The 15,075-nt window shown below is 52.0% G+C and carries 12 protein-coding genes; 2 read left to right on the forward strand and 10 right to left on the reverse strand.

Annotated elements, in window-relative coordinates:
* Positions 1 to 170: 170 nt before the first annotated feature.
* The 4 genes from glmM to rlmE all read right to left on the reverse strand — a co-directional run bounded on the left by glmM (position 171) and on the right by rlmE (position 5,052).
* Positions 171 to 1,508: a phosphoglucosamine mutase gene (gene glmM, locus BZG23_RS06460; protein WP_046075115.1), complete on the reverse strand. Its 1,338-nt coding sequence runs from the start codon at positions 1,506 to 1,508 to the stop codon at positions 171 to 173.
* Positions 1,508 to 2,359 carry a dihydropteroate synthase gene (gene folP / locus BZG23_RS06465; protein ID WP_077606477.1) on the reverse strand — a complete coding sequence of 284 codons (852 nt, stop codon included), beginning with the start codon at positions 2,357 to 2,359 and terminating at the stop codon, positions 1,508 to 1,510. The genes glmM and folP overlap by 1 nt, the downstream gene beginning before the upstream one ends.
* 62 nt (positions 2,360 to 2,421) lie before the next feature.
* Positions 2,422 to 4,371, reverse strand: a complete 1,950-nt coding sequence (ftsH, locus tag BZG23_RS06470; protein WP_046075113.1) for an ATP-dependent zinc metalloprotease FtsH — start codon at positions 4,369 to 4,371, stop codon at positions 2,422 to 2,424.
* 51 nt (positions 4,372 to 4,422) lie between these two features.
* Entirely contained in the window at positions 4,423 to 5,052 is a 630-nt protein-coding gene (rlmE, locus tag BZG23_RS06475; RefSeq protein WP_077578311.1) for a 23S rRNA (uridine(2552)-2'-O)-methyltransferase RlmE, read from the reverse strand.
* A 204-nt stretch (positions 5,053 to 5,256) separates the two neighbouring features.
* Here rlmE and yhbY point away from each other — a divergent pair, with 204 nt between their 5' ends.
* The gene (yhbY, locus tag BZG23_RS06480) at positions 5,257 to 5,553 is read left to right on the forward strand and encodes a ribosome assembly RNA-binding protein YhbY (protein WP_046075111.1); all 297 of its coding nucleotides are present in this window, start codon (positions 5,257 to 5,259) and stop codon (positions 5,551 to 5,553) included.
* Positions 5,554 to 5,656: 103 nt separating this feature from the next.
* Here yhbY and greA read toward each other — a convergent pair whose 3' ends face one another.
* Positions 5,657 to 6,130, reverse strand: a complete 474-nt coding sequence (greA, locus tag BZG23_RS06485; RefSeq protein WP_046075110.1) for a transcription elongation factor GreA — start codon at positions 6,128 to 6,130, stop codon at positions 5,657 to 5,659.
* Between the two features lie 276 nt (positions 6,131 to 6,406).
* On the opposite strand from greA, the gene dacB reads away from it, so the two are divergent.
* Positions 6,407 to 7,849: a D-alanyl-D-alanine carboxypeptidase/D-alanyl-D-alanine endopeptidase gene (gene dacB / locus BZG23_RS06490; protein ID WP_077606478.1), complete on the forward strand. Its 1,443-nt coding sequence runs from the start codon at positions 6,407 to 6,409 to the stop codon at positions 7,847 to 7,849.
* 51 nt (positions 7,850 to 7,900) lie between these two features.
* Here the strand turns inward: dacB and carB are convergent, their stop codons facing one another.
* The 5 genes from carB to fkpB form a co-directional block, all read right to left on the reverse strand.
* Positions 7,901 to 11,128, reverse strand: coding sequence for a carbamoyl-phosphate synthase large subunit (gene carB / locus BZG23_RS06495; protein WP_077578309.1), 3,228 nt, complete (start codon positions 11,126 to 11,128; stop codon positions 7,901 to 7,903).
* A 15-nt stretch (positions 11,129 to 11,143) separates the two neighbouring features.
* Positions 11,144 to 12,283, reverse strand: a complete 1,140-nt coding sequence (carA, locus tag BZG23_RS06500; RefSeq protein ID WP_046075108.1) for a glutamine-hydrolyzing carbamoyl-phosphate synthase small subunit — start codon at positions 12,281 to 12,283, stop codon at positions 11,144 to 11,146.
* Between the two features lie 467 nt (positions 12,284 to 12,750).
* Positions 12,751 to 13,554, reverse strand: coding sequence for a 4-hydroxy-tetrahydrodipicolinate reductase (gene dapB / locus BZG23_RS06505; RefSeq protein WP_077606479.1), 804 nt, complete (start codon positions 13,552 to 13,554; stop codon positions 12,751 to 12,753).
* A gap of 134 nt (positions 13,555 to 13,688) precedes the next feature.
* Entirely contained in the window at positions 13,689 to 14,633 is a 945-nt protein-coding gene (gene ispH / locus BZG23_RS06510; RefSeq protein WP_046075106.1) for a 4-hydroxy-3-methylbut-2-enyl diphosphate reductase, read from the reverse strand.
* Positions 14,634 to 14,643: 10 nt separating this feature from the next.
* Positions 14,644 to 15,075 carry an FKBP-type peptidyl-prolyl cis-trans isomerase gene (gene fkpB, locus BZG23_RS06515; protein ID WP_046075105.1) on the reverse strand — a complete coding sequence of 144 codons (432 nt, stop codon included), beginning with the start codon at positions 15,073 to 15,075 and terminating at the stop codon, positions 14,644 to 14,646.

Consider the following 15,075-nt stretch of genomic DNA (forward strand, 5'->3'; position numbering starts at 1 on the left):
CCTATGCTCCAGGTTGTTGAGCCGGCAGTGTTACTTCTCAGCCAGCGCAGCCCCCTTTGTTGGGAGCGGGTGAATACTAGCGAAAGCGCGGTGACGAAACAAGAGGAAATTGCAAAAAACCTTGATTTCGACGCTGTTTGCGCAATCTATGACCACCCGCTCGACCGTTATCAACAATTCGCTTTCACCGCCTCTGCGATTTCAAGCGCATAAGCGTGGACGTTGTCGGCCTCAGGCCCTTCCACCATCACTCGGATTAAAGGTTCAGTGCCCGATTTACGCAACAGTACACGTCCTTGTTCGCCCAGCTTTTCCTCGACACTGGCTTTAGCTGCCAGCACAGGCGCGCTTTGTAACGGGTCAACCGTGCCGCTAAAACGGACGTTCTCTAACACCTGGGGCAGTAGCGTCATGCCATCGCTTAAGGCTTTGAGATCCATCCCTGTCGCGGCGATGCTCGCCAGCACTTGCAACGCGGCGACAATACCATCACCGGTCGTGACCTTATCCAGCACAATGACGTGGCCCGAGTTTTCTGCACCGATCCGCCAGCCTTTCTCTTGCAGCTTTTCCATCACATAACGGTCGCCCACTTTGGCGCGCGCAAACGGAATGCCGAGAGACTGAAGCGCAAGCTCCATCCCCATGTTGGTCATCAGGGTACCAACGACACCGCCTTTCAATTCACCACGGCGCAGGCTCTCGCGGGCGATAATATACGCAATTTGGTCGCCGTCGACTTTGTTGCCAAGGTGATCCACCATGATCACGCGGTCGCCATCACCGTCAAAAGCGATGCCTAAGTCCGCTTTTTGTTCGAGGACTTGTTTTTGTAACGCACGAACGTCCGTGGCCCCCACCTCATCGTTTATATTGGTACCGTTGGGCGCACAGCCAATGGTGGTCACCTCCGCACCGAGTTCACGAAACACAGAAGGCGCAATGTGATAGGTGGCACCGTGAGCACAATCGAGCACAATTTTTAAGCCACTCAGGCTTAAAGCGCTCGGGAAGGTACCTTTACAAAACTCGATGTAACGCCCGGCCGCGTCATTAATGCGGCTGGCTTTACCTAACTCAGCCGACTCGACACAAGTCAGTGTTTTTTCCAGCTCAGCTTCAATCGCTAACTCAACCTCATCAGCCAGTTTAGTGCCTTCTGAGGAGAAGAATTTAATCCCGTTATCATAATGCGGGTTATGTGACGCCGAGATCACAATCCCAGCTTCCGCGCGGAACGTTTGGGTTAAGTAGGCAATCGCAGGTGTCGGCATGGGGCCGGTAAAGGCGGCTTCTAGACCCGCCGCAGAGAGCCCCGACTCCAGCGCCGACTCTAACATATACCCAGAAATGCGCGTGTCTTTACCAATCAGAACCTTACGTGTGCCTTGTTGCGACAACACGCGACCTGCGGCCCAGCCAAGCTTTAGCATAAATTCCGGCGTAATGGGAAATTCGCCCACCTTGCCACGCACACCATCGGTGCCAAAATACTTACGCTCTGTCATTATTTTTCTTCTCCTAATTCATTTTTTACGCGCGCTGTCATGGCGACCACCTTGAGCGCATCAGCGGTTTCTTTCACATCATGGACGCGAATGATCTGTGCGCCTTTCGCCGCCGCTAAGGTGGCACAGGCAAGGCTACCGCCCAGAATATCCTGCGGCGTTTTATCTAACATTTTATAAATCATTGACTTGCGTGACATGCCTGCTAATACAGGTAATCCGAAGTCATGAAAAGCATCGAGGTCAGCAAGAAGCTGATAGTTGTGCGCCAACGTCTTACCAAAACCAAAGCCGGGATCCAGAATGATATTCTGTCGACGGATCCCCGCCTCAGTGCAGGCCTCGATACGTGCTGCTAAAAACGCTTTCACGTCCCCCACGACATCTTGGTAGTCAGGTGCCGCTTGCATTGTCCGTGGTTGTCCTTGCATGTGCATGATGCACACAGGCACTTGCAGATCCGCTGCCGCTTCCAACGCACCAGGCGCTTGCAGCGCTCGCACATCATTAATGAGATTGGCGCCTGCTTTTACTGCGGCACGCATCACACCAGCCTTACTGGTATCAATCGAAATCCAACAATCAGATTGCTCACGAATCGCTTCAATGACTGGGAGAACACGATTGATCTCGTCTTGCTCTTCTACATCAGCAGCACCTGGGCGTGTCGACTCGCCACCAATATCTAAAATGGTGGCGCCGTCGGCTAGCATCTGCATCGCTCGCTCAACCGCTATATCGCGGTGCTGAAACTGGCCGCCATCTGAGAAAGAGTCCGGCGTCACATTCAAGATACCCATGATGACAGGGCGAGTAAGGGGGAGTGCGTTATTCTTGTGGGTTATTTGCATGTGTTTGTTTCCAAGCACGATCAAAAAAACCCCGACGTATCGGGGTTTGCATTCATGGGGATTTACGCTTCAGATTGGTTTTCTGAATCAAGCGGTTTTTGTTTTTTGTCGTCAGATTGCTCGTCAGACTCGCTCGCTTTCGAGGCATCCGGTTTGCTCGGCGTATCATCTGAAGATGAACCGCCATTACCGCCTTCCCAGCCTGCGGGCTCTCGCACGTCACGGCGAGCCATCAGATCATCAATCTGCGCTGCATCAATGGTTTCGTACTTCATCAAGGCATCTTTCATCGCGTGCATGATATCGAGGTTTTCTTCCAAGATTTGCTTGGCGCGATCGTAGTTGCGGTCAATGATGCCACGAATTTCAGCGTCAATGAGTCGGGCTGTCTCATCGGAGATATGCTTGGTTTGCGCGACCGAGCGTCCTAAGAAGACTTCGCCTTCTTCTTCTGCATACAGAAGCGGACCCAATTTTTCCGAGAAGCCCCACTGCGTGACCATTTTGCGAGCAATATCCGTCGCTCGCTCGATGTCATTCGACGCCCCCGTCGAGACTTTTTCTTTGCCGTATATCAGCTCTTCGGCCAAGCGTCCGCCATAAAGGCTTGAAATCATCGAGTCGAGGTGCTGACGCGACATGCTGATCCTGTCTTGCTCAGGCAAGTACATGGTCACACCCAATGCACGTCCACGTGGGATAATGGATACCTTATACACAGGGTCATGTTCAGGCACCAAGCGACCAACAATTGCGTGACCCGCTTCGTGATAGGCGGTTGACTCTTTGGTTTCTTCCGACATCACCATTGAACGGCGCTCTGCACCCATCATGATTTTGTCTTTCGCCAGTTCAAACTCGACCATCGATACGACACGTTTGTTACCACGCGCAGAGAACAATGCTGCTTCGTTAACAAGGTTAGCCAAGTCAGCCCCTGAGAAGCCCGGCGTACCGCGCGCAATCAGTGACGCATCAACATCATTGCCTAGCGGTACTTTGCGCATGTGTACTTTGAGAATATGCTCACGGCCACGCACATCTGGCAAACTCACCACCACTTGACGGTCAAAACGACCAGGACGCAATAGCGCAGGGTCCAATACATCTGGACGGTTCGTCGCCGCAATGACGATAACGCCTTCGTTGCCCTCAAAGCCATCCATTTCGACCAACATCTGGTTCAAGGTCTGCTCACGCTCGTCATGACCTCCGCCAAGCCCAGCGCCACGCTGACGACCGACAGCGTCGATTTCATCGATAAAGATGATGCAAGGTGAGGCTTTCTTCGCTTGCTCGAACATATCGCGGACGCGTGATGCACCCACACCCACGAACATTTCCACGAAATCGGAGCCGGAAATGGTAAAGAACGGTACTTTGGCTTCACCCGCAATCGCTTTGGCTAACAAGGTTTTACCGGTACCCGGAGGGCCGACCATCAATACGCCGGTTGGGATTTTACCCCCTAACTTTTGGAAACGGCTTGGGTCGCGCAAGTAATCTACCAACTCCTTTACGTCTTCTTTGGCTTCATCACAGCCTGCAACGTCAGTAAAGGTCGTTTTAACCTGCTCCTCACTCATCATTTTGGCTTTTGATTTACCAAAAGACATGGCGCCTTTGCCGCCACCACCTTGCATCTGGCGCATGAAGAAAATCCATACCCCGATAAGCAGTAGCATTGGGAACCAAGAAATGAAGATCGATGCCAACATACTTGGCTCTTCAGGTGGCGTCCCTTTCACGCGCACGTTTTTGTTAAGCAAATCATCCAAAAGCTTTGGATCATTCATCACAGGCATAAAGGTGACATAGCGTGAGCCGTCACGTCGGGTGACACTCAGCTCACGATCGTCAAATTTTACTTCCTGTATTTGATCGTTGCCGATTTCGCGTACGAAAGAGGTATAGTCGACTTGACGACCGGCGCTGTCCCCTGGTCCAAAGCTTTGGAACACAGACATTAAGACAACGGCGATAACCAGCCACAGAATCAAGTTTTTTGCCATGTCACTCAAGGTGTTAGCCTCGCATAACTGAGATAGATAAATGTAAGGGTACTACAGTTTATAACCTGTAGCCACAATGTAGACTTCTCGCGACCTTGCACGGGATGAGTCGGGTTTTCGAATTTTGACCGCTGTAAACATTTTACGCACCTCGGCCAAATACTGATCAAAGCCTTCGCCTTGAAAAACTTTTACCACGAAGCTGCCTTTCGGCCCCAGCACTTCACGGCACATCTCTAATGCCAGTTCGACCAAATACATCGCTTTGGGTTGATCGGCCGCCTGATTGCCGCTCATGTTTGGCGCCATGTCAGACATCACCACATCAACTTGGTTGGGTTGAATGCGCTCGAGCAAGGTGTCGAGCACCGCTTGTTCGCGAAAATCCCCTTGAAGAAAGCTAACACCTGGCATGGGATCCATGGGTAGGATATCGCAAGCAATCACTTGCCCGTCGTCACCGACTTGTGTCGCGGCATATTGCGACCAACCTCCAGGCGCAGCGCCCAGATCGACCACTGTCATTCCCGGTTTCAAGATGCGATCTTTTTGCTGAATCTCTTCTAGCTTAAAAATAGCCCGAGACCGATATCCTTTTTTCTGCGCTTCATGAACGTACTTATCGTCGAAGTGTTCTTTCAGCCAGCGTCCTGAGCTGGCAGAGTGTTTTTTATTCGCCATGTTGTTCCTGCTACGCCCGCCAATGCACCACATTCATATAAAATTCAGGCAATTGTGTGCGTTAGTTTATTCTCAAAGACAGACTCACTCTCACCCAGCAGACGACGTGCATGGCATCTGCCCACTTTCTACTGTTTCAGTTTGTGGTGAGATGGCGTTAGAATGGCATGTTTTCAACCCCTAGCAAATAGAAATCGAGCCAACATGAAACTCAGCACCAAACAAAAACAGTATCTCAAAGGACTGGCTCACCCGCTTAAGCCTGTAGTCTTAATGGGCGCCAATGGTTTAACTGAAGCCGTGGTCGCTGAAATTGAGCTTGCGCTTGACCACCACGAGCTGATTAAAGTGAAAGTGGCCTCTGAAGACCGTGAGACCAAAAACCTGATTATCGACGCGATCCTACGGGAAACAGGCGCCGAAAAAGTGCAGGTAATCGGTAAAACTTTGGTCATTTATCGCCAAAGCGACGCACGCAAAATTGAATTACCACGCAAATAATCATGTGTGTGATCAAGAACGTGCTGTAGCATAACAAAAAGGCCGCATTGCGGCCTTTTTACTGTGTCAGCATCGGAGAAAAGTTACATTCCGTAACACTTTCCTACACGTAATCGACGCTATCAATTTCGAACTCTTTGACGCCACCTGGGGTGGTGATGCTCACTTCTTCACCTTCTTCTTTACCAATCAGGCCGCGAGCAATGGGAGAATTCACCGAAATCAAATTCGCTTTGATGTCGGCTTCATCATCACCCACGATCCGATAGGTCACTTCTTCGTCAGTGCTCACGTCAATCAAGGTGACCGTCGCGCCAAAAATCACTTTGCCATTATTCGGCATCTTGGTGACATCAATCACCTGTGCCACCGACAGCTTGTATTCGATGTCACGGATTTGCGCCTCACAAATGCCCTGCTCTTCACGAGCCGCATGATATTCTGCGTTTTCTTTTAAGTCGCCGAGCTCACGCGCCTCTGCAATGGCGTTGGAGATCTCAGGGCGACGCTTGATCAACTTGTCCAGCTCTTCTCGTAGCAGCTGCTCACCGCGTACGGTCATTGGCACTTTATCCATAAATGACATTACCTCTTTCAATCCACAGCAAAGGGATTTTGGCAAAACAAAGCCACGCCCAAACAGAGTATCTGGGCGCGGCGGAATTCAACGCTTTTTTTAGATTGTAAACAAGAATTCGCGCAAAATCATCTCTGATCCGGTGATAGCGTGAGCCATCCATCGGCTATACGCTTCGCCCCCAACCCAGCTGACGGCCTGGCCACCCCGAACGGCTTGTCTTCAAGGCTAGACAGGGTAGGATGGCATGCATGCGCAAACAAAAAGGCTTTTACCATGCTGTCCGCTCTTTTCCGCCGCCTCGCCCCCATGGCGGTTTTCCTCGTGCCGTTTGCATCGGCCTCGGCGCCGTCGTTAACACTGGAACAACTGACACCATTACTCCCCAAAGGCAGCCAAGTCGCGCTATGGGTGAGTGATGCGCAGCAAAATCAGCCCCAGATCAGTGAGCAAGCCGATGCGCTGCTGCCCCCAGCCAGTACACAAAAACTCCTCACCGGACTCGCCGCTCGGCTTTATTTACCGAGCACTTTCCGTTTTTCCACCCGATTGGTGCAAACCGGTGATGACATCGCCCTTATTTTTAACGGTGACCCCTCACTGACTCGAAAGGATATTCGTCAACTGCTGAGTCAATTACCGCGTCGTGGTCTCGATACCATTAACAATCTCTATCTGGATGGGCATGCGTTTGCTGGTCGCACCCGTGCGCCTGGCTGGCCATGGGACATTTTAGCGGTCTGCTACAGTGCACCTTCCACGGCAATCACCCTCAATCACAACTGTGTGCAAGGTGCGATTTATAGCCAGCCTGATAGCACGTTGACACGCGTGCATGTCCCTGACCACCAGCCCGTTTCGGTAGAGAACCAAGCGCGAGCGGTAAGCGAGGACGAACAAGCTATCCGCCATTGCGGTCTCGATCTCACCGCGACACCGCAAAATACGTATTATTTTTCCGGTTGCCTCCCGCATCGGGAGCGTCCGCTGCCCCTCAACTTTGCCGTACAGACCCCTTCGACTTACGTCAAAGCCATTGTGGCCGATGAGCTCGCGCGCCTGAATGTGCGTGTGAAAGGCGATATCCGAGTGGCGCGGGCGCCCAGCCAGTCACGCGAGTTGGCTCGTCACCAGTCAGCGCCCCTTACCTCCCTACTCACCACGATGTTGCGCGACTCTGACAACCTCATTGCCGACAATCTTCTCAAAGCCTTGGGGCGCCGCTACTTTCAGCAGCCTGGCTCTTATCGCAATGGCGTCGCGGCGGTGAAAGCGATATTGCAGGAGGCTGGGATTGACCTATCACAGGCTGTGCTGGTCGATGGCTCAGGGCTGTCTCGTAATAACCGTCTCAGCGCCCGCCAACTGGCGCAGGTGATGCATTACATCACCACTCACCCGGCACTTGGCATGGTTCAAATGCTCCCCACTGCCGGTGTGGATGGTACCCTCAAGTATCGCCAGAGCATTCGCCACGCCCCCATAAAAGGGCGTTTAAAGGCCAAAAGTGGTTCGCTGTATGGCAGCTTTAATCTAGCTGGGGTTTTAGAAGATGATTCAGGAAACCAGCATATCGTGGTGCAACTTGTCAGTCATTATCATCCCGAGGAAGACGCACAGCCGGAGAATGTGCCCTCGCCGATTACTCAGTTTGAGCGTGAATTTTATATGGCGCTGATCCGCGGTCAGCTACTGCCTACACGAGCGCCATCTCACTGAACAAAAAAGCCCGCCAAGATGGCGGGCTCATACGCGTTGACAATCATACTGTTATGATTTGGTCAGCACCCGAGCATGCAACGATTGCACCGGATTGACTTTACTCATGTCGGCGGCCGTTAACGCCATACAGGTCGCGAAAGCAGCATTCAAGGTGGTGGTATAATTCACTTTAGCCGCCAGTGCGCCACGGCGCAGCACTTTTGAGTCCTCAATCGCTTGACGCCCTTCCGTGGTATTGACGATATAGCTGTACTCACCGTTTTTGATGCGATCAAGAATGTGTGGTCGCCCTTCATGTACCTTATTGACCAGACGCGGATTGATGCCCGCCTCGCCAAGGATCACCGCGGTGCCGTGGGTCGCGTCGAGCTCAAAACCAAGCTTGAGCAACTTCGCCGCTAAATCCACCACGCGCTGCTTGTCATTATTGCGCACCGATAACAAGGCACGTCCACCCTCGCTGTAGGCTTTACCACAGGCTAAATCCGCTTTGGCAAACGCTTCGGCAAAGGTATCACCGACACCCATCACCTCGCCGGTCGAGCGCATTTCAGGGCCCAGCAGTGGATCAACCCCTGGGAATTTATTGAACGGCAGCACTACCTCTTTGACCGAGTAATAAGGTGGAATCACCTCTTTAACAAACCCTTGCTCGGCCAGTGAGCGTCCGGCCATGACCCGTGCTGCAATTTTCGCGAGCGGGACACCGGTCGCCTTGGACACAAATGGGACAGTACGCGCCGCACGCGGGTTGACTTCAATGAGATAGATTTCATCATCTTTCACCGCAAATTGGGTGTTGACCAAACCTTTGACGCCTAGCTCCAACGCCAGCTTACGCACCTGTTCACGCATGCGATCTTGGATATCGTCACTGAGGGTATAAGCTGGTAGCGAGCAAGCGGAGTCACCGGAGTGCACGCCAGCTTGCTCGATGTGCTCCATAATGCCGCCAATCACGGCGGTTTCACCATCGCACACGGCATCGATGTCCACTTCAGTCGCATCATCCAAGAAATGATCCAGCAGGACTGGCGACTCATGCGACACACTCACGGCCTCGTTAAAGTAGCGGCGTAGGTCGGTTTCATCATAGACAATTTCCATCGCTCGCCCGCCGAGGACGTAGGACGGACGCACCACCAGCGGATAACCAATCTCTTTGGCTTTCTCCACTGCTTGTTCCAGTGCGGTGACGGTGGCGTTAGCAGGCTGCTTAAGGCCAAGGCGCTGCACCGCATCTTGGAAACGCTCGCGATCTTCAGCACGGTCAATCGCATCTGGGCTGGTACCGATAATCGGCACACCCGCCGCTTCTAAGTCACGGGCAAGTTTAAGTGGCGTTTGCCCACCGTACTGAACAATGACCCCTTCAGGCTTTTCAACGTTCACGATGGCGAGTACGTCTTCCAAGGTGATCGGCTCAAAATAGAGGCGGTCAGAGGTGTCATAATCAGTAGAAACGGTTTCAGGGTTACAGTTGACCATAATGGTTTCAAAACCATCTTCACGCAGGGCCAGAGATGCGTGGACACAGCAGTAGTCGAACTCGATCCCTTGCCCGATTCGGTTCGGGCCACCGCCAATCACCATGATCTTCTTCTTATCCGTCGGCTGTGACTCGCACTCTTCATCGTAGGTAGAGTACATATACGCGGTGTCAGAAGAGAACTCAGCGGCACAGGTATCCACACGTTTGTAGACAGGATGAATCTGGAACTTGTCACGCAGTTTGCGTACTTCAATTTCCGACACGCCTAACAAGGTTGCCAAACGGACATCAGAAAAACCTTTACGTTTTAACTGACGCAGCGCGGCTTTGTTGAGCCCCGCGAAGCCTTGCTCACGCACTTGCTGCTCGTGTTTGACGATGTCTTCGATTTGCACCAAGAACCAGCGATCGATATTGGTGAGATTAAACACGCCATCGACCGACATACCAGCACGAAACGCATCGGCAATGTACCAAATCCGTTCGGCGCCCGGCTCTTTGAGTTCATGACGAATTTTAGTTAACGCCGTATCATCATCCAGGTTTACCATCTCATCAAAACCCGCCGCGCCCACTTCCAGACCGCGTAATGCTTTTTGCAGTGACTCTTGCTGGTTACGGCCAATCGCCATCACCTCACCCACTGACTTCATCTGGGTGGTTAAACGGTCGTTCGCGCCGGCAAATTTTTCAAAGTTAAAGCGTGGGATTTTAGTCACGACATAATCGATGGTCGGCTCGAACGAGGCGGGCGTTGCGCCACCGGTGATATCGTTCATCAACTCGTCAAGGGTAAAGCCCACCGCCAACTTGGCTGCCACTTTCGCAATTGGGAAGCCGGTCGCTTTTGAGGCCAATGCCGAAGAGCGTGATACCCGCGGGTTCATCTCGATGATCACCATGCGGCCATTTTTGGGGTTAATCCCAAACTGTACATTTGAGCCGCCGGTTTCAACGCCAATTTCGCGCAAAACAGCCAGCGACGCATTACGCATCAATTGGTATTCTTTGTCGGTCAGGGTTTGCGCCGGCGCCACCGTGATAGAGTCCCCCGTGTGGACCCCCATGGCGTCGAAGTTTTCAATCGAGCAGACAATGATGCAGTTGTCGTTTTTATCCCGCACCACTTCCATTTCGTATTCTTTCCAACCAATGAGTGACTCATCAATCAACAACTCATTGGTGGGGGATAAATCGAGGCCGCGCTCGCAAATCTCTTTGAACTCTTCCTGGTTGTAGGCGATGCCCCCACCAGTGCCTCCCATGGTAAAGGAGGGACGGATAATACAAGGGAAGCCCACTTCGTCGAGCACCTTGTGCGCCTCATCCATGCTGTGGGCGATGCCCGCACGCGGACAATCCAAACCAATGCTTTGCATCGCCTCATCGAAGCGATGGCGGTCTTCGGCTTTGTCTATTGCGTCAGCGGTGGCGCCGATCATTTCCACGCCAAATTCGGCTAACACGCCATGGCGCTCGAGATCCAGTGCACAGTTCAAACCTGTCTGGCCACCCATGGTTGGCAGTACGGCGTCAGGGCGTTCTTTTTCGATGATGTGTTTCACCACCTGCCACTGGATAGGCTCGATGTAAGTGGCATCGGCCATCTCTGGGTCTGTCATGATGGTGGCAGGGTTGGAATTGACCAAGATGACACGATAACCCTCTTCGCGCAGGGCTTTACACGCTTGTGCCCCTGAGTAGTCAAATTCGCAGGCTTGGCCAATGATAATCGGGCCTGCGCCCAAGATAAGGATGCTTTTTATGTCTGTGCGTTTTGGCATGCTCAACGACTCCAGTTAGGCGCGATGTTGTTTGATGAGGTCGATAAAATGATCAAAAAGTGGCGCGGCATCATGCGGCCCTGGGCTTGCCTCTGGGTGCCCTTGGAAACTAAATGCGGGTTTATCCGTGCGATGAATACCTTGTAAGCTACCATCAAACAAAGACACATGGGTCGCGCGCAGCGTCTCTGGCAGGCTGTCTTTATCGGCTGCAAAGCCATGGTTTTGGCTGGTGATCATCACCACACCACGCTCCAAGTCTTTGACCGGATGGTTAGCCCCGTGATGACCAAACTTCATCTTAATTGTGTTCGCCCCACTGGCGAGGGCTAAGATTTGATGGCCAAGACAAATGCCAAACAAAGGCAAGCCTTCTGACAAAAACGTGCGCGTCGCTTCAATCGCGTAATCACACGGCGCCGGATCGCCAGGGCCATTGGATAAGAAAACCCCATCCGGGCTCATCGCTAACACCTCTTCCGCTGGCGTGGTCGCGGGCACGACCGTCAAGCGACAGCCACGGTCAACTAACATGCGCAAAATATTGCGTTTAGCACCAAAGTCATAGGCCACCACGTGATACGGCAACTCACCTTCTACGGCAGCCTCGGGCAAGCCTTGATGAAGCTGCCAAGAGCCTTGTGTCCAGCGGTAGCTTTCTTTGGTGGTCACTTCTTTGGCGAGATCCATTCCCTTCAAGCCAGGAAAGTCCTGCGCTTTCGCGAGCGCCAAGGCCTCATCCACACTGTCACCGGCCACAATACAGCCGTTCTGCGCGCCCTTCTCTCGCAACAAGCGCGTGAGTTTCCGCGTATCGATATCGGCAATACCGAGAATGTTGTGCTGTTTGAGGTAATCAGAAAGGGATTGTTGATTGCGGAAGTTGCTGGCTAACAGGGGAAGATCACGAATAACGAGGCCTTGGGCATGAACTTGGCTAGATTCTTCGTCTTCGGAGTTGGTGCCGGTGTTGCCAATATGAGGATAGGTGAGTGTCACGATCTGACGGGAATAAGAGGGGTCGGTTAATATTTCTTGGTACCCCGTCATCGAGGTATTGAAAACCACTTCTCCCACCGCGGTGCCATCAGCGCCGATTGGGGTACCGTGGAACACTGTCCCATCTTCTAGGACTAAGAGCGCAGACTTGCTCAAGACAACCTCCAGTTATATAGAAATGCACTTTTTACGACTAACGTTGCATTCACGTATTCCATCTAAGATCAAAACTCACGTCAAGCTGAATTTTGACAAATTGCGCGCATTCTAGGGATGCACAGGGGGACTGTCAATCAAAGCGCGTGATTTTTCTTTATTTTATTCGTCACTCATAAAGAAACGGCCACCAAAGCGCTATAATAACAAGCCTTACCCGTGAATTACGAATAAAAAACGCGCAAAATACGCGATTAATGTGTTTCTCATCAACACCTTTTTACCCTTATCAGAAAAGGTAAATTAGCAAACGTTTACTCATGAAAAAAAAGTATGCATAAGGGCTATCTGTCACCATAATGACAACAAACACAAGATTAGTGGTAATAATGTCTGAACCAGGAAGGCAACCGAAAGAGGAAGAGGGAAAAGCAGAAAAAAACATCGCGCCGAGGCGCGATGAATAATTATTTAAGATTGAGGACGTCTTGCATCGTGTATAAACCGCGTTGATGCTGATTGAGCCAAACCGCAGCTCGTACGGCGCCTTTGGCAAAGGTGTTTCGATTAGACGCCTTGTGAGTAATTTCTACACGCTCGCCAATATCGGCAAACATCGCCGTATGCTCGCCAACAATGTCACCTGCTCGAAGCGTGGCAAAGCCAATTTCATCTTTGCTTCGCTCACCGGTGATCCCTTCACGCGCATAAACCGCCACATCGCTAAGTTTATTTCCCATCGCGCCGGCAATGGCTTCACCCATACCAAGTGCGGTACCAGATGGTGCATCGACTTTATGACGGTGGTGCGCTTCAACAATTTCAATGTCGCACTCCTCTCCCATCACTTGAGCTGCCTGCTCTAACAATTTGAAGACAAGATTGACACCAACACTGTAATTCGGGGCCATCACCATGGCTGTCGAAGCCGCCGCTTCTTCAATGGTTTGCTTTTGCGAGCCATCAAACCCTGTCGTACCTATGACCAACTGCTTGCCTTGTGCTTGGCATAACGTCAGGTTGGCCAGGGTCGCAGCAGGGGCGGTGAAATCAATGACCACATCGAAGGCGTCACTCACTTTCGCCAAATCGTCCACCACATTAACGCCTAACCGGCCAATGCCCGCGAGCTCTCCCGCATCAGTACCGACTAAGCTGGATTCCGGTCTTTCGCTCGCGGCTCCTAAAGTGGCACCTGGATACTGTGAAACCGCTTGGATAAGGTTGCGACCCATGCGCCCAGCCGCGCCTGCTATGGCAATACGTACCATGATTTTCCCCTTTGTCACTATGCCAGTTCACTGGCTCCTTCTTGGTAGCCAATCACTCTAGCGCGTTCCTTGGCACTTGTATATTGGCGAAAAAAAGGGAAGCCCGTGCTCCCCTCGCCGTCTTGAACATCACCCTAGGTGACTTCTCGAATTTGCAACTCTTTAGGCACTTCAAAAAACATGTTTTCTTCACGCCCAGCGAGATTATCAACATGGGTGGCACCCAACTGCTTGATTCGCTCGATAATTTGATCCACTAACTCTTCTGGTGCCGACGCACCGGCCGTGATCCCGACCGTCTGCTTGCCTTCAAACCAGGCCGGATCGATATCTTCCGCCGTATCGGTTAAATAACCTGGCGTACCGAGTTTTTCGGATAACTCGCGCAGACGGTTTGAGTTGGAGCTGTTTTTTGACCCAACCACCACCATCACATCACAGCTTTGCGCTAAATCGCGCACTGCGTCTTGGCGGTTCTGGGTGGCATAACAAATGTCGTCTTTACGTGGTCCTTGGATGTTAGGAAACACCTTACGCAAGGTATCAATCACATCCGCGGTTTCATCGACCGACAGGGTGGTTTGGCTCACATAGTGCAAGTTATCAGGATCGCTCACCTTCAAGGTATACACATCCTCTGGGGTTTCGACCAAATACATGCCGCCGGTTTCACTGGCGTATTGCCCCATGGTGCCTTCCACTTCAGGGTGGCCGGCATGGCCGATCAATACCACTTCCATATTCTTACGACTGGCACGCGCAACCTCCATATGCACTTTCGTCACCAGCGGGCACGTGGCATCAAATACGGTTAACTGACGCGACTTGGCCTCATTACGCACCGCTTGCGACACGCCGTGGGCGGAGAAAATCACAATATTGTCGTCGGGCACTTCGCTGATCTGCTCAACAAAAATCGCCCCACGCTGCTTTAAGCCTTCCACCACAAAGCGGTTATGCACCACTTCATGACGGACATAAATGGGGGGCTGATAGATTTCTAGCGCGCGCTCAACAATACTGATGGCACGGTCAACCCCTGCGCAAAAGCCACGGGGATTGGCAAGTAAGATCTTCATGTGTCCGCCTTTATTGCACACTTATAATTTCAACATCAAAAATGACGGTCTTCCCAGCCAGCGGGTGGTTAAAATCAACCGTGACGGAATCCCCAGTCACTGCCGTCACAATGCCCGGGATCTCCTGCCCTTGCGGCCCACTAAAGGCAATGATCGCCCCTTCTTCTGCGGGCGTTTCTCCACCAAAGTGACGGCGATCCATGTGATGGATATTATCCGGATTAGGCTGGCCGAATGCATCCTCTGGTGCCAAGGTGAAGCTGCTCGACTCCCCTTCTTTTAAACCAAGAAGGCAAGTTTCAAAGTTTTCCGTCAAGCTACCGTCGCCCATCACCAGCTTCGCCGGTTTACCCGCATTATGGGTGGTATCGGCAACCGAACCATCTTCCAGTTTGATGGTAAAGTGCATAATGACTTCGCTAGACGCTGTGATTGCTTTCAT

The sequence above is a fragment of the Salinivibrio sp. ML290 genome (genome assembly GCF_001995695.1).
Classification (GTDB): Bacteria; Pseudomonadota; Gammaproteobacteria; order Enterobacterales; family Vibrionaceae; genus Salinivibrio; species Salinivibrio siamensis.

Excerpts from the sequence above, each read along its gene's own strand:
- ftsH (WP_046075113.1), bottom strand. The coding sequence starts at position 4,371 with ATGGCAAAAAACTTGATTCTGTGGCTGGTTATCGCCGTTGTCTTAATG.
- greA (WP_046075110.1), bottom strand. The coding sequence starts at position 6,130 with ATGGATAAAGTGCCAATGACCGTACGCGGTGAGCAGCTGCTACGAGAA.
- ispH (WP_046075106.1), bottom strand. The coding sequence starts at position 14,633 with ATGAAGATCTTACTTGCCAATCCCCGTGGCTTTTGCGCAGGGGTTGAC.
- rlmE (WP_077578311.1), bottom strand. The coding sequence starts at position 5,052 with ATGGCGAATAAAAAACACTCTGCCAGCTCAGGACGCTGGCTGAAAGAA.
- dacB (WP_077606478.1), top strand. The coding sequence starts at position 6,407 with ATGCTGTCCGCTCTTTTCCGCCGCCTCGCCCCCATGGCGGTTTTCCTC.
- carB (WP_077578309.1), bottom strand. The coding sequence starts at position 11,128 with ATGCCAAAACGCACAGACATAAAAAGCATCCTTATCTTGGGCGCAGGC.
- fkpB (WP_046075105.1), bottom strand. The coding sequence starts at position 15,075 with ATGAAAGCAATCACAGCGTCTAGCGAAGTCATTATGCACTTTACCATC.
- yhbY (WP_046075111.1), top strand. The coding sequence starts at position 5,257 with ATGAAACTCAGCACCAAACAAAAACAGTATCTCAAAGGACTGGCTCAC.
- folP (WP_077606477.1), bottom strand. The coding sequence starts at position 2,359 with ATGCAAATAACCCACAAGAATAACGCACTCCCCCTTACTCGCCCTGTC.
- glmM (WP_046075115.1), bottom strand. The coding sequence starts at position 1,508 with ATGACAGAGCGTAAGTATTTTGGCACCGATGGTGTGCGTGGCAAGGTG.
- dapB (WP_077606479.1), bottom strand. The coding sequence starts at position 13,554 with ATGGTACGTATTGCCATAGCAGGCGCGGCTGGGCGCATGGGTCGCAAC.